17 protein-coding genes are annotated in these 22443 nt (G+C 69.4%); 7 read left to right on the top strand and 10 right to left on the bottom strand.

Annotated elements, in window-relative coordinates; all coding sequences use genetic code 11:
- Positions 1 to 266 precede the first annotated feature (266 nt).
- Together AC1PLR_RS07820 and AC1PLR_RS07815 are read left to right on the top strand one after the other, a co-directional pair.
- A complete protein-coding gene (locus AC1PLR_RS07820) occupies positions 267 to 2414 on the top strand; it encodes a methyl-accepting chemotaxis protein (RefSeq protein ID WP_481103187.1) in 2148 nt (715 codons plus the stop codon).
- Between the two features lie 374 nt (positions 2415 to 2788).
- Complete coding sequence (locus AC1PLR_RS07815) at positions 2789 to 3712, top strand: IS110 family transposase (RefSeq protein WP_481102227.1); 924 nt, start codon at positions 2789 to 2791, stop codon at positions 3710 to 3712.
- 151 nt (positions 3713 to 3863) lie between these two features.
- Here the strand turns inward: AC1PLR_RS07815 and secF are convergent, their stop codons facing one another.
- The 6 genes from secF to AC1PLR_RS07785 form a co-directional block, all read right to left on the bottom strand.
- Positions 3864 to 4829, bottom strand: a complete 966-nt coding sequence (gene secF, locus AC1PLR_RS07810) for a protein translocase subunit SecF (RefSeq protein ID WP_420007302.1) — start codon at positions 4827 to 4829, stop codon at positions 3864 to 3866.
- A 72-nt stretch (positions 4830 to 4901) separates the two neighbouring features.
- Positions 4902 to 6746, bottom strand: coding sequence for a protein translocase subunit SecD (gene secD, locus AC1PLR_RS07805; RefSeq protein ID WP_420007303.1), 1845 nt, complete (start codon positions 6744 to 6746; stop codon positions 4902 to 4904).
- Between the two features lie 56 nt (positions 6747 to 6802).
- Positions 6803 to 7147: a preprotein translocase subunit YajC gene (gene yajC / locus AC1PLR_RS07800; protein ID WP_010343515.1), complete on the bottom strand. Its 345-nt coding sequence runs from the start codon at positions 7145 to 7147 to the stop codon at positions 6803 to 6805.
- A 281-nt stretch (positions 7148 to 7428) separates the two neighbouring features.
- Entirely contained in the window at positions 7429 to 8574 is a 1146-nt protein-coding gene (tgt, locus tag AC1PLR_RS07795) for a tRNA guanosine(34) transglycosylase Tgt (protein WP_043095645.1), read from the bottom strand.
- A 150-nt stretch (positions 8575 to 8724) separates the two neighbouring features.
- Entirely contained in the window at positions 8725 to 10554 is a 1830-nt protein-coding gene (locus tag AC1PLR_RS07790) for an ABC transporter ATP-binding protein (protein WP_481103186.1), read from the bottom strand.
- Positions 10555 to 10865: 311 nt separating this feature from the next.
- The gene (locus AC1PLR_RS07785; protein ID WP_481103556.1) at positions 10866 to 12443 is read right to left on the bottom strand and encodes a serine hydrolase; all 1578 of its coding nucleotides are present in this window, start codon (positions 12441 to 12443) and stop codon (positions 10866 to 10868) included.
- Between the two features lie 415 nt (positions 12444 to 12858).
- On the opposite strand from AC1PLR_RS07785, the gene AC1PLR_RS07780 reads away from it, so the two are divergent.
- From AC1PLR_RS07780 to AC1PLR_RS07770, 3 genes are all read left to right on the top strand, one after another.
- Positions 12859 to 13698 carry a DUF72 domain-containing protein gene (locus tag AC1PLR_RS07780; protein ID WP_481103185.1) on the top strand — a complete coding sequence of 280 codons (840 nt, stop codon included), beginning with the start codon at positions 12859 to 12861 and terminating at the stop codon, positions 13696 to 13698.
- 200 nt (positions 13699 to 13898) lie between these two features.
- The gene (locus tag AC1PLR_RS07775; protein WP_481103184.1) at positions 13899 to 14873 is read left to right on the top strand and encodes a 2-keto-3-deoxygluconate permease; all 975 of its coding nucleotides are present in this window, start codon (positions 13899 to 13901) and stop codon (positions 14871 to 14873) included.
- Between the two features lie 52 nt (positions 14874 to 14925).
- Entirely contained in the window at positions 14926 to 15873 is a 948-nt protein-coding gene (locus AC1PLR_RS07770) for an EamA family transporter (protein WP_019799620.1), read from the top strand.
- A gap of 190 nt (positions 15874 to 16063) precedes the next feature.
- On the opposite strand, the gene AC1PLR_RS07765 is transcribed toward AC1PLR_RS07770, so the two are convergent.
- The 3 genes from AC1PLR_RS07765 to AC1PLR_RS07755 all read right to left on the bottom strand — a co-directional run bounded on the left by AC1PLR_RS07765 (position 16064) and on the right by AC1PLR_RS07755 (position 20095).
- Positions 16064 to 17131, bottom strand: coding sequence for a GGDEF domain-containing protein (locus AC1PLR_RS07765; RefSeq protein WP_481103183.1), 1068 nt, complete (start codon positions 17129 to 17131; stop codon positions 16064 to 16066).
- Positions 17132 to 17264: 133 nt separating this feature from the next.
- Positions 17265 to 17984, bottom strand: coding sequence for a pseudouridine synthase (locus AC1PLR_RS07760; RefSeq protein WP_481103182.1), 720 nt, complete (start codon positions 17982 to 17984; stop codon positions 17265 to 17267).
- Positions 17985 to 18136: 152 nt separating this feature from the next.
- Entirely contained in the window at positions 18137 to 20095 is a 1959-nt protein-coding gene (locus tag AC1PLR_RS07755; protein WP_104609589.1) for a DEAD/DEAH box helicase, read from the bottom strand.
- Positions 20096 to 20358: 263 nt separating this feature from the next.
- Between AC1PLR_RS07755 and AC1PLR_RS07750 the strand changes: the two genes are divergently transcribed.
- Together AC1PLR_RS07750 and AC1PLR_RS07745 are read left to right on the top strand one after the other, a co-directional pair.
- Positions 20359 to 20580, top strand: coding sequence for an RNA-binding S4 domain-containing protein (locus AC1PLR_RS07750; protein WP_010343502.1), 222 nt, complete (start codon positions 20359 to 20361; stop codon positions 20578 to 20580).
- Between the two features lie 67 nt (positions 20581 to 20647).
- On the top strand, positions 20648 to 20971 hold the full coding sequence (locus tag AC1PLR_RS07745) for a hypothetical protein (RefSeq protein ID WP_481103181.1): 324 nt from the start codon (positions 20648 to 20650) through the stop codon (positions 20969 to 20971).
- A 191-nt stretch (positions 20972 to 21162) separates the two neighbouring features.
- Here the strand turns inward: AC1PLR_RS07745 and ubiM are convergent, their stop codons facing one another.
- Entirely contained in the window at positions 21163 to 22350 is a 1188-nt protein-coding gene (gene ubiM / locus AC1PLR_RS07740) for a 5-demethoxyubiquinol-8 5-hydroxylase UbiM (protein ID WP_481103180.1), read from the bottom strand.
- Between the last annotated feature and the right edge of the window lie 93 nt (positions 22351 to 22443).

The following is a 22443-nucleotide window of genomic DNA, read 5'->3' as shown; positions in this document are numbered from 1 at the left end:
TCACGCACTGCACGCCGTGCGCTTCACCGCTGCTTGATTGGCGCTTGCGTAGAAGAACGCGTTACGACGTGCGCCATGCAGGCCCCGCGGCCTGGGGCGATGCGCACGCTGAGATCGGCGAAAAAAACCCCTAAAGATCCCGAAAACGCGGCCGATACAGATGCGGGCTTTTGCCCGAACTTCCCCCGCTGATCCGTGCCTGCGTTGCCGTCCCCGCGGCAATGGAGCCGGTGGCGCCGCTCTCTCGCATCTATCGGAGATCTCGCGTGTCCTTCCATCATCTCACCGTCACCAAGCGCCTGGCAATCGGCTTCTGCGGCGTGATCGCCATGTTGTTGCTGGTGGGCATCACCAGCCTGATCGGCTTCCGCAAGTTCACCAGCGCCGCCGCGCTGGACGCGCATACCTACAAGGTCATCACCCTCGGCGACCGCATGCTGGTGAGCCTGCTCAACATCGAGAGCGGCGCGCGCGGCTTCGCCCTGACCCGCGATCCGTCCTACCTGGCGCCGCTCGAACTCGGCGAACGCGAGTTCAGCGCACAGTGGCAGGAGTCCAAGCAGTTGACCGCGGACAACCCGGCGCAGCAGGCGCGCCTGCAGACCCTGATGCAGGACTACACGCAGTTCATGGCCACCAAGCGCAAGGCGGTGGAGCACATGCGCGCCACCGCCGCCGACAGCGACGACGCCCAGTTGGATGCATTCCGGACCGTCGGCAAGCAGCAGATGGACGGGCTGCGCGCCACGATCGGCCAGTACGAGAACGCCGAACGCGCACTGCTGCAGGTGCGCAAGGCCGAGAGCGAGGCGCGCGCGCAGTCCGGCGAATGGACCAGCCTGGGCGGCATGCTGGTCGGCATCGTCGCCGCGATCCTGCTCGGCCTGCTGGTCCGCAACAGCCTGATGCGCCAGCTCGGCGGCGAGCCGGCCTACGCGGCCGACGTGGTCCGCCGCATCGCCAGCGGCGACCTGTCGCAGGAGGTGCGGCTGCGCTCGCAGGCGCCGTCGCTGCTCAACGACATGCGGCAGATGCAGGAGGAACTGCGCACGGTGATCCAGGCGCAGACCGAGATGGCCCGGCAGCACGCCGCCGGCCAGATCAGCTTCCGCATGGACGAAGCGCGTTTCCCCGGCGACTACGGGCGCATGGTGCGCGACACCAATGCCCTGGTGCACAGCCATATTTCGGTCAAGCAGCGGCTGATCACGCTGATGGGCGAGTACGCCGAAGGCGACCTCAGCCGCGACCTGGAGCAGTTCCCCGGCGAGATGGCGATCCTGACCGAGACCATGGCCAAGGTGAAGCGCAACCTGGGCGCGATCAACCACGAGATCGACCTGCTGGTGCGCGCCGCGGCGCAGGGCGATTTCTCACGCCGCGGCGAAGCGCAGCGCTTCCGCCACGCCTTCCACGACATGGTCGCCAACCTCAACACGATGATGACCGGCACCGAGACCAACCTGGCGGCGCTGTCGCAGTTGCTGCGCGCGATCGCCGCCGGCGACCTGACCCAGACCATGCAGGGCGAGTTCCACGGCGTGTTTGCACGGATGCGCGACGACGCCAACGCCACCGTCGCGCAGCTGACCGACATGGTCGGCCGCATCCAGCAGGCCGCGGCCAGCATCGACACCGCGGCCGGCGAGATCGCCAGCGGCAACGACGACCTGTCGCGCCGCACCGAGCAGCAGGCCGCCAGCCTGGAGGAAACCGCCGCCTCGATGGAGGAACTGACCGCCACGGTGAAGCAGAACGCCGAACACGCGCGCCAGGCCAATCAACTCGCCGCCGGCGCCGCCGCGGTGGCCTCGCAGGGCGGCAGCGTGGTCGGCCAGGTGGTCACCACCATGGACGGCATCGAGGTCGCCTCGAAGAAGATCGCCGACATCATCGGCGTCATCGACGGCATCGCCTTCCAGACCAACATCCTGGCGCTCAACGCCGCGGTGGAAGCCGCCCGTGCCGGCGAACAGGGCCGCGGCTTCGCCGTGGTCGCCAGCGAGGTCCGCACCCTCGCCCAGCGCTCGGCCAGCGCCGCCAAGGAAATCAAGACGCTGATCGACGACTCGGTCGAGCGCGTGAGCGCGGGTTCGACCCTGGTCGCCCAGGCCGGCACGACGATGCAGGACATCGTGGCCTCGGTGCAGCGCGTCACCGACATCATGGGCGAGATCGCCGCCGCCTCGCAGGAGCAGTCGGCCGGCATCGAGCAGGTCAACCAGACCGTCACCCAGATGGACGAGACCACCCAGCAGAACGCCGCCCTGGTCGAGGAAGCCACCGCCGCGGCACGCGCGATGGAGCAGCAGGCCGGCGACCTGGTGGAGATCGTTGGCCAGTTCCAGGTGCGCAGCGAGACCTACCCGATGGTGGCGCAACTGGTCGCCCGCGCGACGGCCAACGCGGCCTAGTCGGAACGCCCCACGCGGCACGAACGCTGCGAAGGGACGGGCCGTCGTCGACGGCCCAGTCCCATGATGCCGGCACGCGCTGCAACCCTGCAGACGTTCCTGTAGGAGCGGCTTCAGCCGCGATGCCTTACCGGTAACGCGTCGCGGCTGAAGCCGCTTGTGTCAAAAGAGGGTCTATCGTTGCAGGTGAGAGCGGAGTGCGGCAGGCCGTGTAGCCCGCAGTGCCAGCAAGCACGAGTAGGAGTCAGCGCCGCCGCACTCCGTGTCTCCTGCCTCACAAGCCCGAACAGTTGCCCGAGTCGCGAGCTCGAACTCCACAAGCATGGGCATCGGCAGGAGTGCTCTCACCCCTGAGTCTACTGCGGAGAACGTCTATGCGTCGCTTTGTCGGGATCGATGTTGCCAAGGCCGAACTGGTCATTCATGTCTTGCCGGACGAGCAGACCTGGACCCAACCCAATACGCCACAGGGGCAGCGTGCGCTGGCCCAACGCCTGGCCGAGCTGGGCTGCGAGCGGATCGTGCTGGAAGCCAGTGGCGGCTACGAACATGCCGTGCTGCAGGTGCTCCGAGAGGCGGACCTGCCGGCAGTGCGGATGGCCGCCGATCGTCCGCGCAAGCTAGCACAGGCCTTGGGCCTGCATGCCAAGACCGATGCCCTGGACGCGCGCCTGCTGGCCATCGCCGCCCAGCACATCCCGACCATGCCCACGCCCGTGGTACCTGAGCACCAGCAGTCTCTTCGCGAACTGCTGGACCTGCGTGCCACCCTGGTGAGCCAGCGTGATACCCATCGGCGGCGCCTGGAGCACATCACCAGCGCCAAGGTGCAACACCGTTGCCGAGAGGTGATCGCCCTGCTGAACCAGCAGATCCAGACGTTGACGCAGGAGATCGAGCAGCAGGGCAAGACCTGCTCGAGCCTCCCCCCGGTGCCTGGGCTCGGCACGATCCTGCGCGCGGTTCTGGCCGCGCGGTTGCCAGAGCTGGGTACGCTGCCGCCACGCAAGCTCGCTGCCCTGGTCGGGCTGGCCCCGTTCAATCACGACAGCGGCTGCTGGAAAGGCCAACGCCGCATCAAAGGCGGACGTGCCGACGTGCGGCGCGTGCTGTACATGGCCACCTGGGCCAGCATCCGCGCCAAATCCCCCTTGGCCAACACTTACGCGCGCCTGCGCGCAGGCGGCAAACCGGCCAAGGTCGCCATCGTCGCCTGCATGCACAAGTTCCTGCGCTGGCTCAATGCCATCGCGCGCGATCAGGCCCCGTACGCTCCTCCTGCCATCGCGGCTGCATGACAGTTGACTCCTACGGCAGAGGAACCCCGGCATCCGCACAAAGAAAAAGCCGCGCATCCGCGCGGCTTTTTTGTCACAAAAGGAGGTGCTTCAGGCCCAGGAAATCACGCTTCTACGAATCCCCAATCCCGAATCCCCAATCCCAGCCCCATCACGGCCGACGCGCCAGCGCCTCCACATCCTTGGCCTTCGGCAGCAGATCCTGCTTGGTGACCTGGAACGGCCCGATCGACAGCAGCGGCACCGCCACGATCACCGAGGAGACCACCACGATCACCGCGCCGATCATGTGGGTCAGCGCCAGGCCTTCCATCGACTCGCCGCCATACAGGTACAGCGCCAGCGCCGACAGGAAGAACATCACCGCGGTGATCACCGTACGCGACAGGGTCTGGTTGATCGAGCGGTTCAGCACCTCGATCGGGTCCACGCGCAGGCTGCGGAAGTTCTCGCGCACGCGGTCGAACACCACGATGATGTCGTTGATCGCAAAGCCCATCACCGACAGCAGGCCGGCCAGCACGGTGAGGTCGAACTCGCGGCCGGTGACCGACATGTAGGCCACCGTCACCAGCAGATCGAACAGCGCGGTCAGGCTGGCCACCACCGCGAACTTCCACTCGAAGCGGAAGCCGATGTAGATCAGGAAGCCGACCAGCATGAACACCGTGGCATAGACGCCGTTCAGCGCCAGGTCCTTGCCGACCTGCGGGCCGACGAACTCGCCCGGCTTGACCGTGGCCGGGTTCTGCGGCGTGCTCACCGCCTTGCGCACCTGCTCGGCGAGGTTCTTGGTGATGTCCTCGTTGTTGTGCTCGCCCTGCGGCTGCAGGCGGATCACCACCTCGTTGCCGCTGCCGACGTTCTGCACCTGCGCGTTCTCGAAGCCGGCCTTGGCCAGTTGCTCGCGCACCTGGTCCACGTCGACCGGCTTCTGGAAGCTGGTCTGCACCAGCGCGCCACCGGTGAACTCCAGCGCGTAGTTGAAGCCCTTGGCGAAGATCACCGCGAACGAGGCCAGCGCCAGCACCAGCATCAGCACCAGGGTCGGGTGCCGCCAGCGCATGAAGTCGATCTTGGTGTCGTTGGGGATCAGGTGAAGCGGGAAGATTTTCATTGGAGACCGCTCTGCGTTTTTTGGAGCCCGCGCCTGCTGGCGCGGGGTCGTGCGGAAGATGGCGTGCGCGGCTCAGATCGCCACGGACTTGAGCTTCTTGCGACGGCCGTAGATCAGCACCGCCAGCGCGCGCGACACGGTGATCGCGGTGAACATCGAGGCGAAGATGCCGATGATCATGGTCAGGGCGAAGCCCTTCAGCGGGCCGGTACCGAACGCGTACAGCGCCACGCCGACGATGATGCCGGTGAGGTTGGCGTCGAGGATGGTGCCGCCGGCCTTCTCGTAGCCGGCGGCGATCGCCGACTTGGGCGGCACGCCCAGGCGCAGCTCTTCGCGGATACGCTCGTTGATCAGCACGTTGGCGTCCACCGACAGGCCCACCGACAGCGCCAGGCCGGCGAAGCCCGGCAGGGTCATGGTGGCGCCGAACAGCGACATCACCGAGACCACGATCAGCAGGTTCATCAGCAGCGCGACCGAGGTGATCAGGCCGAACATGCGGTAGTACACGCTGAAGAACACCAGGGTGAACAGGAACGCATAGACCACCGCGGTGATGCCGCGCTCCACGTTCTCCGCGCCCAGGCTGGGGCCGATCACGTATTCCTCGACGAAGTCCATCGGCGCGGCCAGCGAACCGGCGCGCAGCAGCTTGGCCAGGTTCTCGGCCTCGGTCTTCTCCAGGCCGGTGGTCTGGAAGTTCTTGCCGAACACGCCGGCGATACGGGTCGGCGCCAGCGCCTCCTCGTTGACGCGCACGCTGCGCACTTCCTTGCCGTCGACCATGGTCACGGTGGGGATGCGCTCGATGTAGACCACCGACATCAGCTTGCCGGTATTGGCGCTGGTGTAGTCGAACATGCGCTGGCCGGCGGCGTTGTTGAGCGTCACCGCCACGGCCGGCATGCCGTTCTGGTCGGTGCTGACGGTGGCGTTGACCATCTGGTCGCCGGACACCAGCACGCGCTTGCTCAGCAGCACCGGGGCGCCGCTGTCGCGCAGGCGGTAGACCTTGGCGTCGGGCGGGATGTTGCCGCTGCGCACCGCGTCCTCGGCATTGCCGTCGACCACGCCGCGGAACTCCAGCGTAGCGGTGGCGCCGATCATGCGCTTGGCCTCGGCGGTGTCCTGCACGCCCGGCAGCTCGACCACGATGCGGTCGTCGCCCTGGCGCTGGATGATCGGTTCGGCCACGCCCAGCTGGTTGACGCGGTTACGCAGCGTGGTGAGGTTCTGCTCGATGGCGCCGGCGGCGATCTGCTTCAGCTCCGCCTCCGGCACGGTGACGGTGATGGTCTGCCCGGACACCGCGTAGCTCAGGGTCGGCTGCGCCTTGGCGATGGCGGCGCGCGCGGCGCTGGCGTCCACGCCCTCGCCCAGGCTGACCTGGATGCTGTTGTCCGGACGGCGCTCGACCGAACGGTAGGCCAGACGGCCGTCGCGCAAGGTGGTGCGGATGTCTTCGGCGAAGGCGTCCAGGCGCTTTTCCAGCGCCGCCTTCTGGTCCACCTGCAGCGCGAAGTGCACGCCGCCGACCAGGTCCAGGCCCAGCACCATCGGCTTGCCGCCCAGCCGCGACAGCCAGTCCGGCACGGTCGAGGCCAGGTTCAGCGCCACCGTGTAGTTCTCGCCCACCTGCTGGCGCAGCACGTCGTTGGCACGGGTCTGCGCCTGCAGGTTCGGCAGGCGCACCATCAGGCTGTCGCCTTCCTTGTCGACCCGCTTCGGGGTGATCCCGGCCGTCTTCAGGTCGGCGAGGACCCGCTCGCGCAGGGCGTCGTCGATCTTGCCGCCACGGCTGGCGGTGATCTGGACCGACGGATCCTTCTGGTACACGTTGGGCAGCGCGTACAACGCGCTCAACGCCAGCACGATCAGGATGAGGACATACTTCCAGCGCGGAAACTCGAGCATTGCGGGACCCCGCACGACGCCACGCCGGCGTCGCGCCTAGCAGTAGGAGAAATGGATCAGGCGGACTTCAGCGTGCCCTTCGGCAGGACATTGCCGACGGCGCCCTTCTGCACGCGGATGCGCACGTTGTCGGCCACTTCGATGGTGATGAAGTTGTCGCCGATGTCGGTGACCACGCCGGCCACGCCGCCGGAGGTGATGACCTCGTCGCCACGGCCGAGCTTGTCCAGCATCGACTTGTGTTCCTTCTGGCGCTTCATCTGCGGCCGGATCATCACGAAATACATCACCGCGATCAGGATGATGGGCAGCAGGAACATCTGCAGGCCGCCACCGGCCGGGGCGGTGCCGCCGGCGGTCTGGGCCTGGGCGACGGGGATCAGGAAATCGAGCGGATTCATCGGGTGCGTCCTATGGTTTGGGCAGCCCGCCGCCCTGGGGGCACGGACCGCTGGTTTGCCTTGAGGCGGCAAGCAGCCGCCGATTATGCCACGATCTTCCCCCAACCCCCGGAACGGCCGCGGCGTACCTCCCTTCTCCCTTCGGGACCCACGGCCCCCTTCTCGGGGGAAGGTGCCGCGCAGCGGCGGATGAGGGTACGAGCGAAGCCTCGTGTCACTTGGACTGCACGAGGCTGCGCCCGGACCCTCACCCCAACCCCTCTCCCGGGGGGAGAGGGGCTTCAGCCTTGCTCCGACGGGAGTGGTGTGGCTTCGACCCCGCGCGCCGCATAGAAGGACCGCCGGAACTGGGCAAAGGTTCCCGCGGCGATCGCCGCGCGCATGTCGGCCATCAGCTTCTGGTAGTACCAGAGGTTGTGCAGGGTGCCGAGCATCGGCGCCAGCATCTCGTTGCAGCGGTCCAGGTGGCGCAGGTAGGCGCGGGTGTAGCCGCTGCTGCAGGCGTGGCAGCCGCAGCCCGGCTCGATCGGGTCGAGGTCGCGCTCGTACTTGGCGTTGCGGATGCGCACCGTGCCGAACGAGGTGAAATAGTGGCCGTTGCGCGCGTTGCGGGTCGGCATCACGCAGTCGAACATGTCCACGCCGCGGGCCACGCCCTCGACTAGGTCCTCCGGCCGGCCCACGCCCATCAGGTAGCGCGGGCGGTCGCCGGGCAGGCGCGGATGCAGGTGCTCGAGCATGGCGTTGCGCTCGTGCTCCGGCTCGCCCACTGCCAGGCCGCCGATCGCATAGCCGTCGAAGCCGATCGCCTGCAGTCCCTCGATCGAGCGGCTGCGCAGGTCCGCATGCACGCCGCCCTGGACGATGCCGAACAGCGCCGCATCGTTGCCCAGCGCGTCGTGCGCGTCGCGCGAGCGCTGCGCCCAGCGCAGGCTCAGTTCCATCGAGCGCCGCGCCACGTCCTCGGTGGCCGGGTATGGGGTGCACTCGTCGAAGATCATCACGATGTCCGAATCGAGCACCCGCTGGATCTTCATGCTCTCCTCCGGCCCCAGGAACACCTTGGCGCCGTCGGTCGGCGAGGCGAAGGTGACGCCCTGCTCGCTGATCTTGCGCCGGTGCGCCAGCGAGAACACCTGGAAACCGCCGGAATCGGTGAGGATCGGCCCGTCCCAGCGGGCAAAGCCGTGCAGGCCGCCGTGATCGCCGATCACGTCCAGGCCCGGGCGCAGATACAGGTGGAAGGTGTTGCCGAGGATGATCTGCGCGCCCAGCGCCTTGATCTGCTCGGGCAGCACGCCCTTGACCGAGCCATAGGTGCCCACCGGCATGAACGCGGGGGTCTCGACCGTCCCGCGTGGGAAGGTCAGGCGGCCGCGACGGGCGGCGCCGTCGGTGGTGTGGAGCTGGAACTGCAATCGGGACATGGTCTGGCGAACGTCGGTAAGCCGCGCATTGTCGCATTGCCGGGCGGCGGGCGCCGCCCCGGGCCAGGCACGGCGTCCCGCCGCCCGCCGGCAGCGCCGCCAGGCGTGCCATGCCCCGCTGCGCCGCAGCCGCCTGGCGCGGCGCCGTCTTCAATCCGCCGCGACGAAGCCGCCGGTCTGGCGCGCCCACAGCCGCGCGTACAGACCGCCGCGGGCGACCAGTTCGGCGTGGGTGCCGGTCTCGACGATGGCGCCGCGGTCCATCACCACCAGCCGGTCCATCCGCGCGATGGTCGAGAGCCGGTGGGCGATCGCGATCACCGTCTTGCCGGCCATCAGCTCGTCCAGGCTGTCCTGGATCGCCGCCTCCACTTCCGAATCCAGCGCCGAGGTGGCCTCGTCCAGGATCAGGATCGGCGCGTCCTTGAGCAGCACGCGGGCGATGGCGATGCGCTGGCGCTGGCCGCCGGACAGCTTGACCCCGCGCTCGCCCACGTGCGCGTCGTAGCCGCGCTGGCCCTCGCCATCCTGCAACTGCTCGATGAACTCGTCGGCGCGCGCCTTGGCCACCGCGGCGCGCAATTGCGCCTCGCTGGCATCGGGGCGGCCGTACAGCAGGTTGTCGCGGATCGAACGGTGCAGCAGCGAAGTGTCCTGGGTGACCAGGCCGATCTGCTGGCGCAGGCTCTCCTGGGTGACGCCGGCGATGTCCTGGCCATCGATCAGGATGCGGCCCTGCTCCAGGTCGTACAGCCGCAGCAGCACGTTGACCAGGGTCGACTTGCCGGCGCCGGATGGCCCGACCAGGCCGATCTTCTCGCCCGCGCGCACCTGCAGGTCGAGCCCGGCGATGACCCCGCCGCGCTTACCGTAGTGGAAGTGGATGTGCTCGAAGCGCACCTCGCCGCGCTCCACGCGCAGCGGCACCGCGTCGGCGCGGTCCTGCACCTGCGCCGGCTGCGCGATGGTCTCCATGCCGTCCTGCACCGCGCCGATGTCCTCGAAGATGCCGTTGACGGTCCACATGATCCAGCCGGACATGTTGTGGATGCGGATCACCAGGCCGGTGGCCAGGGTGATCGCGCCGACGCTGATCTGGCCGCGGCTCCACAGCCACAGCGCCAGCCCGCAGGTCACCGCGATCAGGAAGCCGTTGACGATGGCGATGGCGCTGTCCATCGCCGTGGTCATGCGGGTCTGCCCGCGGTGCTTGACCGCCAGTTCGTCGATCGCCTCGCGCACGTAGGCCTGCTCGCGCCCGGCGTGCGAGAACAGCTTGAGCGTGGCGATGTTGGTGTAGCCGTCGACGATGCGGCCCATCGCCTTGGAGCGCGCGTCCGAGGCGATCCAAGCGCGCTGCTTCATCCGCGGCACGAAGTAGACCATCAGCCCCACATAGACCAGCACCCACACCAGCAGCGGCGCCATCAGCCAGGGATCGGCCTGCGCGAACAAATACAGCGCGCTGCCGGTATAGACCACGATGTACCAGAGCGCATCGACCATCTGCACCGCCGACTCGCGCAGCGAGGTGCCGGTCTGCATCACCCGGTTGGCGATGCGCCCGGCGAAATCGTTCTGGAAGAAGCCCAGACTCTGCCGCACCACGTAGTTGTGCATCAGCCAGCGCGCGCGGTTGCTCAGGCCGGGCACGATCGCCTGGTTCACCAGCAGGTTGTGCAGGGCCACGAACAGCGGCCGCGCCACCAGCACGATGAAGGCCATCCACAGCAGTTCGCCCGCGTGGCGCTGGAAGAAGTCCGGCCCCGGCTGCTCGGCGACCATGTCGACGATGCGACCGAGGAAGTCGAACATCGCCACTTCCACCAGGGCCAGCGCGAGACCGGCCAGCAGCGTGGTCAGCAGCAACGGCCACAGCGGGCGCAGATAGTGCAGATAGAAGCGCACCACCCCACGCGGCGGCATCTGCGTCTCGATCTTCGGAAAGACCTCGATCAGGGACTCGAACCAGCGGAACATCGCCACGTCATGCCTGAAAAGGGGCGTCAGGGTAGCGTATTCGGCGTCACGCTTCGTGACGCTGGGAATGGGGAGTGGAGAATGGGGAATCGCAAAAGCGGCTGCCCGTGCGCATCGCTTTCCCTCGTAGGAGCGGCTTCAGCCGCGACGCGGTAGCGCCGGGATTTGGGATTTGGGATTCGCGACAGTGGCTCCTCCATCGTTCCCTCTCGCAGGAGCGGCTTCAGCCGCGACGGGCTTCACCGAGGAAGCCCGGTCGCGGCTGAAGCCGCTCCTACCATTCCCTATTCCCCATTCCCGATTCCCAGCAGTCACTCCACCGGCGTGAGCACCAGATCCTGGAAATCGAAGCTGAAATCGGTCAGCGGCGAGATCGCCTGCATGCGCGCCTCGCGCACCTTGCCGTCGGGCGTGAGCGCGAAATTGATGAAGGCGTCGGCATTGAGCGAGCGGTCGCGCCAGCGCACGATGAAGGTGTCGTGCTGCCAGTGCTCCAGGGTGCCGACCAGTTGCGCGGTCTTGCTGAATTGCAGTTCCAGGCGCTTGCCCTGCTGGCGCACCACCACGTCGCCGTACCACGGGTCGCGGTAGGTGCCGGCATAGCCGGACAGCGGCAGCGACGGCGTGGATTTGGCGTCGCGCGCGGCCACGTGCTTGGCCCAGTCCTCGTCGGCGTTGGCATCGGCTTTGGCCACGGCCTTGGCGTAGGCAGCCGTCCAGTCGGTCGCCGGCGCGCCCAGGTAGGCGTCCAGCACGCGCAGGGTGATCGCGTTGAAGGCGGCGCCGACCTCCTGGTTGGTCAGCACGATCACGCCCAGCTTGCGCTCCGGCACCAGGGTCAGCCGCGAGACCATGCCCGGCCAGCCGCCGGTGTGCCAGACCAGCTTGGCGCCGCGGTAGTCGCTCAGGCTCCAGCCCTCGCCGTAGCCGGCGAAGTTGGGCCTGGCCGGCAGCAGTTCCGGCACGCTCGGCTCGGAGATCGCGATCGGCGTGATCATCTGCCACATCTCCTGCTGGCGCTGCGCACTGAACAACTGCCGCGCCTGGCCATCGGCCGCCGGCAGGCGGCCGCCGTCGAGCTGCACCTGCATCCACTTGGCCATGTCGTGCACGTTGGCGTAGATGCCGCCGGCGCCGGAATTGTTGGACCAGGTCAGCGGCGCCACCGTGCGCAGCTCGCGGAAATCGAACTTGGCATGGCCGACCGCGGCTGCATCGCCCGGCTGGAGGTGGTCGCTGTTGATGCGCGCGCCGGTCATGCCCACCGGCACGAAGATGCGCTGGCGTACGAAGTCGGCGTAGCTCTGCCCGGACACCTGCTCGATCAGCTTCTGCGCCACCGCATACAGGATGTTGTCGTAGGCGTAGCGGTCGCGGAAACCGCCCTTCAGCGGCACGTGCGCCAGCCGCCGCACCACCTCTTCGTTGCTGTAGCTGGTGGCCGGCCAGAACAGCAGGTCACCGGCGCCGAGGCTCAGGCCGCTGCGATGGCTGAGCAGATCGCGCACGCGCATCTCGCGGGTGACGTAGGCGTCGGACATCTGGAACCACGGCAGGTGGTCCACCACCCGGTCCTCCAGCTTGAGCTTGCCCTCGTCGGCCAGGATCGACAGCGCCGCGGCGGTGAAGGCCTTGGTGTTGGAGGCGATGGCGAACAGGGTCTGCGCGTCCACCGGTTCCGGCTTACCGAGTTCGCGCACGCCATAGCCGCGCTCCAGCACCACCTGCCCGTCCTTGACGATGGCGATGGCGATGCCCGGCACGTCGAACTGCTTGCGCACGCGCTCCACCTGCGCGTCCAGATCCTGCAGCCCCGGCGGCAGCGCGGCCGGCGCCGGTGCGGGAACCGCGGTGGGGGCCGGCGCCTGCGCCTGCACGGTGGCGCTCATCGCCAGCAACAGGCCGCAGCCCATCGAGATGCTCTTCAACTGCGTCGCTCCTGAAGAAGGGAAACCGAAGCCGCACGCCACCGCGCGCGCACCTGGCGAGTGTAGAGCCTGCCAGGCCGTTTGCGGCAGGCCCACAGAGCAACGGCGGGTGCCGTCGTGGCGACTGCCGCTCCGACCGGTGCCTGCGCTGACGGCCCACGTCGACAAGCCAGGCAGCGCGACGCCACAACCACGTTCCATCCTTGTCCCCGCAAGCGCCCGCCGGTAGGCCATACGACCTCGCGCACGCCACGCCCCCCCACGCAGGCCACGGCCGCCATTGCCACGACACGTCCAGCTCCTGCGTCTCGCGACGACACCCCGCAACGCCACGCTGCGGCACAATCGCCCCCCGCCCGCAGCCGGACACGCCCGCATGAACGACCTCTTCGACTCCGCCCCGGCCGCGCCGGACGGCATCCGCGTCGGCATCGGCGGCTGGACCTACGCGCCATGGCGCGGCGGCATGTTCTATCCGCAGGGCCTGGTGCAGCGACGCGAGCTGGAATACGCCAGCCGCCACGTCACCAGCATCGAGATCAACGGCACCTACTACGGCGCGCAGAAGCCGGAGACCTATGCGCGCTGGCGCGACGAGACGCCGCCGGGCTTCCTGTTCTCGGCCAAGGCGCCCAAGCGCATCACCACGCTGCGGAAGCTGGCCGGTGCCGGCACGCAGGTTGAGGACTTCGTCGGCGGCATCGCCAGCCTCGGCGACCGCCTCGGCCCGCTGTTGTGGCAGTTCGAGCACGGCCATCGCCTGGACCTGGACGACCTGGCCGCATTCCTGGAGCTATTGCCGCGCAAGACCGGCGGACACCGGCTGCGCCACGTGCTGGAAGTGCGCGATCCGGCCTGCGTCGGCCCGGAACTGCTGCACCTGACCCGGCGGCACGGCGTGGCCACGGTGTTCACCGATTCGCCCGAATTCCCCTCCTTCGCCGACCTGAGCACCGACTTCGTCTATGCGCGGCTGATGCGCAGCCGCGCCGACATCGCCCATGGCTACCCGCCCAAGGAGCTGCAGGCCTGGGCCGCGCACGCACAGGCCTGGCGCCGCGGCGAGGATCCGCAGGCGCTGCCGCATGCGGATGCGACGGTGGCCAAGGCCACGCCGCGCGAGGTCTTCGTCTACTTCATCAGCGCCGCCAAGGAACGCAATCCCGCCGCGGCGATGGCCTTGCTGAAGCTGCTGGGGTCCGCCGCACAGGCGTGACGCGTTCGGCCGCGCACATGCAATGTGGCGCACGGCGCAAGCGCGACCGGCGACGCCACGGCCGCAACACGACTGAACCGAGCCTCGCGCGCGCACGCCCGGCGACACCCGCCGGTCGCTGCGCTGCGGTACAACACCGCCCGTCCGGCGCCGTCGCCGGGCCGCGGCCGCGCGCCGCGCCTCCACACGCGGAGCTCTCGATGCAGATCAAGCGCACGCTCGAACGTCTTCCCGGCGGCATGATGCTGGCACCACTGCTGCTCGGCGCCCTCTGCCACACGCTGTGGCCGCAGGCCGGCGCCTGGTTCGGCTCGTTCACCCAGGGCCTGATCGGCGGGCTGGTGCCGATCCTGGCGGTGTGGTGCTTCTGCCTGGGCGCCTCGATCCGGCTGCGCAGCGGCGGCCGCGTGCTGCGCGCCTCCGGCGTGCTGGTACTGACCAAGATCGCGGTGGCGTGGCTGACCGCGGTGATCGCCGCGCGCCTGCTGCCGCCAGGCGGCATCGTCGCCGGCCTGTGGAGTGGCATGTCGGTGCTGGCGCTGGTCGCGGCGATGGACATGACCAACGCCGGCCTGTTCGCCGCGCTCATGCAGCAGTACGGCCGCCGCGGCGAGGCCGGGGCGATGGCGCTGATGTCGCTGGAATCCGGACCGCTGGTGACCATGCTGATCCTCGGCACGGCCGGCGTCGCCAGCTTCGAGCCACGCCTGCTGCTGGGCGCGGTGCTGCCGCTGCTGGCCGGTTTCGCGCTCGGCAATCTGGACCCGGCGTTGCGCGCGCTGTTCGCGCGGGCGGTGCCGGCGCTGATCCCGTTCTTCGCCTTCGCCCTGGGCAACACCCTGGACCTGCGCATGGTCGCCCATGCCGGCGTGGCCGGGATCGCACTCGGCCTGGGGGTGATCGTGGCGACCGGGATCCCCCTGCTGCTGGCCGATCGCTGGCTGGCCGGCGGCAACGGCAGCGCCGGCCTCGCTGCGTCCAGCACCGCCGGCGCGGCGGTGGCCACGCCGGCGCTGGTGGCGGCCGTAGCGCCGCAGTTCCGCGCCACCGCGCCGGCCGCGACCGCGCTGGTGGCGACCTCGGTGGTGGTGACGGCGCTGCTGGTGCCGCCACTCACCGCCGCCTATGCACGCAGGATGGCGCGGACCGGATCGCCGCCGGCGCCAGACGCCTGACCCGCGTGCCGATCCGCGACCGTCGCGGCGCGCTTTGCGCGACAATATGCGGATGCCGATGCACCCCACCACCAAAGCCCAGCTGCAAATCCATTTCTGCGTCCTGCTGTGGGGGATCACCGCGATTCTCGGCAAGCTGATCACCCTGCCCGCGCTGCCGCTGGTGTGGTGGCGCATGCTGATGGTGGTGGCGGCGCTGGCGCTGCTGCCGCGGGTGTGGCGCGGACTGGCGGCGCTGACGCCGAAGCTGGCGCTGGGCTATGCCATCGTCGGCGCCCTGGTCGGCCTGCACTGGCTCACCTTCTACGGTGCGATCAAGCTGGCCAATGCCTCGGTGGCGGCGACCTGCATTGCGCTGGCGCCGGTATTCACCGCAGTGATCGAACCGTGGGTGGCGAAGCGCCCGTTCCGCCCCAGCGAACTGGCCTTCGGCCTGGCGGTGCTGCCCGGCGTGGCGCTGGTGGTCGGCGGGGTGCCGCATGGCATGCGCGCCGGCGTGGCGGTCGGCGCGGTGTCGGCGTTGCTGGTGGCGGCGTTCGGCTCGCTCAACAAGCGCCTGGTCGACCATGCCGATCCACTGACCGTGACCGCGCTGGAACTGGGCGCAGGCACCCTGACCCTGACCGCGCTGGCGCCGTTGCTGCCGTTGGTGCTGCCGGCGCTGAGCGGACCGTTGCTGGTGCTGCCCAGCCTGCACGACACCGCGCTGCTGCTGGCGCTGGCGCTGCTGTGCACGCTGCTGCCGTTCGCCCTGGCCCTGGTCGCGCTGCGCCGGCTCAGCGCCTACGCGGTGCAACTGGTCACAAACCTGGAACCGGTCTACGCAATCGTGTTCGCGATCGTGCTGCTGGACGAGCAACGCCAGCTCACCGGGCTGTTCTACCTCGGCGTGGCGGTGATCCTGGGCGCGGTGTTCCTGCATCCGCTGCTGACCCGCACACGCCCGGTGCAGCACCCGGAACTGCTGGCGACCTGCGAGGCGAAGAACGTGGTGGAGTGAGCGCTGGAGCGCTCACTCCGGGATTGGGGAGTCGGGATTGCCCCGTCCCGTGCAGTTGCGGCATCACCGCAGGCCAACGCGAAGGGCGCGGCATGCTGGGAAGTAGCCCCTCTCCCCCCCGGGATAGGGGTTGGGGTGAGGGTACGGCGCGAAGGCGTCTTGCGTGATTTGAGTTCGCGAGGTGGCGTGCCTACGCCCCCAGCGACACGCAATCGCGGCCGGCACGCTTGGCCTGGTACAGGCCCTGGTCGGCGCGCTTGAGCAACTCCTCGGCGCTCTCGCGGCCCTGCAGCGTGGCCACGCCGATGCTGGCGGTGAGCGGCACGCCGAGCTGCAGCAGGCTGGTGTCCTGGCGCAGACGCTCGCAGACGCGCATCGCCTGCGCCGCGTCCAGGCCGGGCAGCAGCAGCGCGAACTCGCCGCCACCGTAACGCGCCACGACGCTGTCCGGCGGCAGGCGCGCGCGCAGCATGTCGGCCAGCGCCAGCAGCGCCTCGTCGCCCTTGTCGTGGCCGTGCAGGTCGTTGACGCTCTTGAAGTAGTCCAGATCCAGGATCGCCACACTGAGCGGCGCCGAACCCGCCTGCGCCGCCTCGGCGTGGATCATCAGCGCGGTGGCGAAGGCACGGCGATTGAGCAGGCCGGTCAGCGGATCGGTGCGCGCCTGCTCCAGCAGTTCGGCGTTGAGCGATTCCAGCGATTCCTGGTACTGCAGCAACTGCTGCTCGTACCAGGCGCGTTCGCGCAGCTGCAGCGCCAGCGCATGGCTGCTGCGGCGCAGTTCGATCAGTTGCATCACCTGCCGCGACAGCGCCTGCAGCGCCGCCAGTTGTTCCGGCTCCAGGGTACGCGGACGATTGTCGAGCACGCACACCGTGCCGACCGGCAGGCCTTCGCGGGTCAGCAGCGGCGCGCCGGCGTAGAACCGCACCCCGCCCTCGGTGACCAGCGGATTGTGCTGGAAGCGCGCATCGGCGGTGGCGTCGGCGACCACCATGACCTGCTCCGGGGTCAGGATGGTGTGCCCGCAGAACGACTCGTCGCGCGCATTGCTCAACAGGCACACGTTGCGCTGCGCCTTCAGCCATTGGCGTTCGGCGTCCACCAGCGAGATCAGCGCCGAGGGCGTGTCGCACAGCTTGGCGGCGATGCCGACCAGATCGTCGTAGGACGCTTCCGGTTCGGTATCGAGGATCTGCAACGCATGCAGCGCCTGCAGGCGTGCGGCTTCGTTGGCGGGCTTGCGAGGCTTGATCACGGAGTACCCGGTGGAAGCGACGGTTGGCGTTGCGCAGTATGGCCAAATCCGTGGCGGACGCCAGCCCCGGCAGGTACGGCGCCCGTGCCGCCAGCCCGCGCGGCGGCGGCCGGCCGCCGGTACCGGGACGCGGTTACCACTCCTGCCGCTGCGGCAGCAGGCCGCGCAGTTCCTGCTCGGTGAGATTGCGCCACTGGCCCGGCTTCAGCGCGCCGAGCTTGATGTTGTCGATGCGCACCCGGCGCAACTGGGTGACCCGGTAGTCGAACGCCGCGGCCATCAAGCGGATCTGCCGGTTGAGTCCCTGCTCCAGCACGATGCGGAAACCGAACTTGGCGATCCGCGCGGTGCGGCACGGCAGGGTCATCTGGTCGTGCACGCGCACGCCGCGGGCCATGCCGCGCAGGAATTCGTCGGTGACCGGCTTGTTCACCGCCACCAGGTATTCCTTCTGGTGGCGGTTCTCGGCGCGCAGGATCTCGTTGACGATGTCGCCGTTGCTGGTCATCAGGATCAAGCCCTCGGACTCCTTGTCCAGGCGCCCGATCGGGAAGATGCGCTGCTCGTGGCCGACGAAGTCGACGATGTTGCCCTTGACCGCGCTCTCGGTGGTACAGGTCACCCCGATCGGCTTGTTCAGCGCGATGTAGACGTGGCGGCGCCCGCTCTTGGCCTTGGCGCGCGCGCGCAGCGGCTGCCCGTCGACCTTGACCTCGTCGCCCTCGCCCACCACCGAACCGACCCCACCCGGCTGGCCGTTGACGGTCACACGGCGCGCGGCGATCAGCCGATCGGCCTCGCGGCGCGAGCAAAACCCGGTCTCGGCGATGTGCTTGTTGAGGCGGACGGACATGGGCTGAGAGCTGGGAATGGGGAGTTGGGAATGGGGAATGGCAACAGCGGGCTGCTGCCGACTGGGCCATGGCTAACGTTGGGAACGACGGCAGGGAGCGGCAGCGGGGACGCGCCCCCATTCCCGATTCCCTACTCGCTATTCCCGGCCTCTCAGCGCTTCGGCGGCCCCTTGCGCGGCGGGCGGTCGGCGGCGAAGCGGCCGGCCGGGCGCGGGCCGGCGGCGTTGGGCTTGCCGCCGGGCTTGCCGGTACGGGCGAACTTCGGCTTGAACGGCGCGCCGCCGGCATCGTCGCCGTCGAGCTTGCGCATCTGCAGTTGCTGGCCGGACACCCAGACCTTCTTCAGGTGCGTCAGCAACTCGCGCGGCATGTCTGCCGGCAGGTCCAGCACCGAATGGTCGTCGTGGATGTCGATGCGGCCGATGTACTTGCTCTCCAGCCCGGCCTCGTTGGCGATCGCGCCGACGATGTTGGCCGGCTTGACCCCGTGCTGGTGGCCCACCTCGATGCGGTAGGTCTCCATGCCCACTTCCGGCGCGCCGCGCGGCGCTTTCGGTGCCTTGTCGCGGCGCGGCGCCTCGAAGCTGCCGACGTCGCGGTGGTAGTCGAAATCCTCGCCGCGCGCAGCCGGCGCCGGACGCGCGGGCCGCTCGCCATCGTCGCGGCGCGGCGCACGCGGCTCGCGCTCGAACTTCGGCTCGAAGCGGGGGCGCTCCGGGCGCTCGCCACGCTCAGGCCGCTCGCGCCGCTCGAAGCGTTCGCCCTGCGGCGGGCGCGGGCGGTCCGGGGCCAGCAACAGCGGCGTCTCGCCCTGCAGCAGGCGCGCCAGCGCCGCGGCCACTTCCACCATTGGCACGTTCTTCTCGGCCTCGAACTTCTGCAGCAGGTCGCGGTACATGTCGATGCCACCGCCGGCGATGGTCTCGCTGATCTTCTCCATGAAGCGGCTCACGCGCTGGTCGTTGACCGCGTCCACGCTCGGCAGCTGCATTTCCTCGATTGGCTGGCGGGTGGCGCGCTCGATCGCGCGCAGCATGCCGCGCTCGCGCGGGCTGACGAACAGGATCGCCTCGCCGCTGCGCCCGGCCCGGCCGGTGCGGCCGATGCGGTGCACGTAGCTTTCGGTGTCGTAGGGGATGTCGTAGTTCAGCACGTGGCTGATCCGCTCCACGTCCAGGCCGCGCGCGGCCACGTCGGTGGCGACCAGGACGTCGAGCTTGCCGTCCTTGAGCTGCTGGATCACCCGCTCGCGCTGCGCCTGCTGGATGTCGCCGTTGATCGCCGCCGCGGCCAAGCCGCGCGCCTGCAGCTTCTGCGCCAGCTCGTCGGTGCCGGCCTTGGTGCGGGCGAAGATGATCATCGCGTCGAACGGCTCGACCTCCAGGATCCGGGTCAGCGCATCGAGCTTGTGCAGCCCGCTCACCGCCCAATAGCGCTGGCGGATGTTGGCCGAGGTGGTGGTCTTGGAGGCGATGATCACCTCGGCCGGGTCGTTCAGATAGGTCTGCGCGATGCGCTTGATCGCCGGCGGCATGGTCGCCGAGAACAGCGCCACCTGGCGCGATTCCGGCAGCTTCTTCAGCACCGCCTCGACGTCGTCGATGAAGCCCATCCGCAGCATCTCGTCCGCTTCGTCGAGCACCAGCGTCTTCAGCTCGGACAGATCCAGGGTGCCCCGGTCCAGGTGATCGATCACCCGCCCCGGGGTGCCCACCACCACATGCACGCCGCGCTTGAGCGCCGACAGCTGCTGCACGTAGGGCTGGCCGCCGTACACCGGCAGGACCTGGAAGCCGGGAATCGCGGCGGCATAGCGATGGAAGGCCTCGGCCACCTGGATCGCCAGTTCGCGGGTGGGCGCCAGCACCAGCGCCTGCGGCTTGCGCTGGGCGAAATCCAGCCGCGACAGGATCGGCAGCGCGAACGCGGCGGTCTTACCGGTGCCGGTCTGCGCCTGGCCGAGCAGGTCGCGGCCGGTCAGCAGCGCTGGGATGGTGGCGGCCTGGATCGGCGACGGCGACTCGTAGCCGACGTCGGCGACCGCCTTCATCACAGCAGGGGAGAGGCCGAGATCTGCGAACAGCAGCGGCGCGGGGGTATCTTGGGACATGGGAGACTCCGGGGGCGCCGCAGAGAACCGGCAGGCGCAAAGAAGCCCCTATTGTGCGCTCTGACGGGCCGCATGTCGAAAGCAGGTGAAGGGCACCGTTCAGGCGTGACCCGCTCCGCACTGCCGGATGACGGCCTTGGCGCGGTGTCCACAAGGCCCAGCGCAGCGGCCCGCCGCCGCGGCAACAGCCTGCAGCCAGCGACACGCTGGGCGTTTTGTCCGCGAATGACCGACAATGGGCGCCGATTTCCGAGCAAGCCCCAATGCAGACCATCGATCTCCAGCTAGAAAGCGACTACGTGGAACTCAAGCACCTGTTGAAACTGACCGGCCTGTGCGACAGCGGCGGCGCGGCCAAGGCCGTGATCAGCGAAGGCCAGGTGCGCGTGGACGGCGAGGTCGAACTGCGCAAGGCCTGCAAGGTGCGCGCGGGCCAGGTAGTGCAACTGGGCGACGTGCAGGTGCAGGTGCTCGGCAAGCTGTGACCGCCCTCGGCGCGCCCGACCTGCCACGCAACGGCCTACGCTGGCGGGCAACGCGGGGTGCCGAACGATGCTGATCGAACTCGGCGCCCGCAACATCGCGCCGTCCGCGGAACATCCGCACCACGACGTGTACATCGTGCAGCTCGATCCGGACGCGGCGCGCCCGTTCTGTCTGGGCCAATCCATCTGCGGCGGGCATGCCGAGCGCGGCGGCTCCATCCACCTGGCGCTGGACGAACTGGAGGCCTGGCCCGGCGACTGGCGCCAGCACCTGCGCCACGCCGGCTGCGCCTGGGCCATCGCCCCGATCGAAGCGGCGCAGCGCGGCGGCGACCTGCAAGCCGCCCTCGCCGAGCTCGTCGCGGGTGCGGCGCAACCGCGTTCACCCTGAGGTTGCCGGCCCGCAGATGCATGCCCTCCGCCCCTCGTAGGAGCGGCTTCAGCCGCGACCACGCCTTACCAGTAAAGCCCGGTCGCGGCTGAAGCCGCTCCTACGACGAAGCGCACAACAGGCTCGGTCTGCCGCGACAACCACCACAGCGCACGCGCGGACGCATCGCTCCACTCGCCGCGTGCCTGACCCTAGCGCCCCATCGCCGCCACGCGCTGGGTCAGGTGCGCGGCGATCGCGCGCTTGAACGGCGCGACCCGGTCGGCCACGCGCAGCGCGGCACTACGCAGGGCGCGCGCAGGCAAGCGGTCGTCGGTGTAGAGCGCGGCAATCGCATTGGTCGCCTCGTACAGCGGACGGGTGGCCAGGCGGTGTCCGCGCTGATAGCCGGCCAGCAAGGCCGGCGCGGCGATGTCGCCGCCGCGCGCGAGCGCGTCGTGCAGCGCGCGCGCCAGCCGCGCCTGGCTCTGCAGGCCGAAGTTGAAGCCGTGCGCGGTCACCGGATGCATGCCCACGGCGGCGTCGCCGATCAAGGCATAGCGCTCGGCGACGAAGCGCTGCGCGTACACCGCCACCAGCGGATACGCCTGCGGCCGCACCAGCGGCGTCATCGCCCCGAGGCGATGCTCGAAGCAGGCGCCGATCTCCGCCCCCAGCGCCGCCTCGTCCATCTGCAGCAGCGCCTGCGCGCGCTCCGGCGGCAGGGTCAGCACCGCCGAGGCCTGGTTGCCGTGCAGCGGCAGCAGCGCCATGGTGCGGCCGTAGCCGAACCACTCCCAGGCCGTTTGATGGTGCGGACGCTCATGGCGCACCCGGCACACCAGCATGGTGCGACCGAAATCGCGCAGCTGCGCGCCGATCCCGCTCATGCGCCGCGTGCTGGAAAAACGGCTGTCGGCCGCCACCACGAGCCGCGCGGCCACGCTGCGGCCGTCGGAGAGCTGCACCTGCGCCTGGCTCGCGTCGCGGCGCAGCGCCTGCACCGAGACTCCATCGAGCAAACTCAGGCCGGGCTGGTCCTGCACCGCGGCGAATGCGGCGCGGCGGATCAGGTGATTGGGCACCAGCCAGCCCAGGTCGCCACGATCGCCCTCGCCTGCGGCGAAGGTCAGCGCGAACGGCGAGGAACCGTTCATCACCCGCGCATCGCGCAGCGGCGCGATCGCCTGCGGGTCGATCCGCGCCCACAGGCCCAGCTGTTCCAGCAACGCCCGCGAGGCATGGGTCAGGGCGATTTCGCGGCCATCGAAGGCGGCCTCCGCCAACGCCGCGCGCGGCTGCGGCTCGATCAGCGCCAGCGACAGGCCGCTGCCGGCCAGCGACCGGGCGAAGCACAGGCCGGCAGGGCCGGCCCCGACGATGGCGATATCCACTTGCATGCGGCGACTCCGTGATCGGACCCGGCCAGCATACGACCGCCGCGCGCCGCGTCCTTGATCTGGATCAGCGCTGCGACGATCGGTCGCAGCACC

This window comes from Xanthomonas sp. NCPPB 3570 (assembly GCF_056725115.1).
Note: the sequence above shows the minus strand (reverse complement) of the source record. Positions and strands in the feature narration are given on the sequence as shown.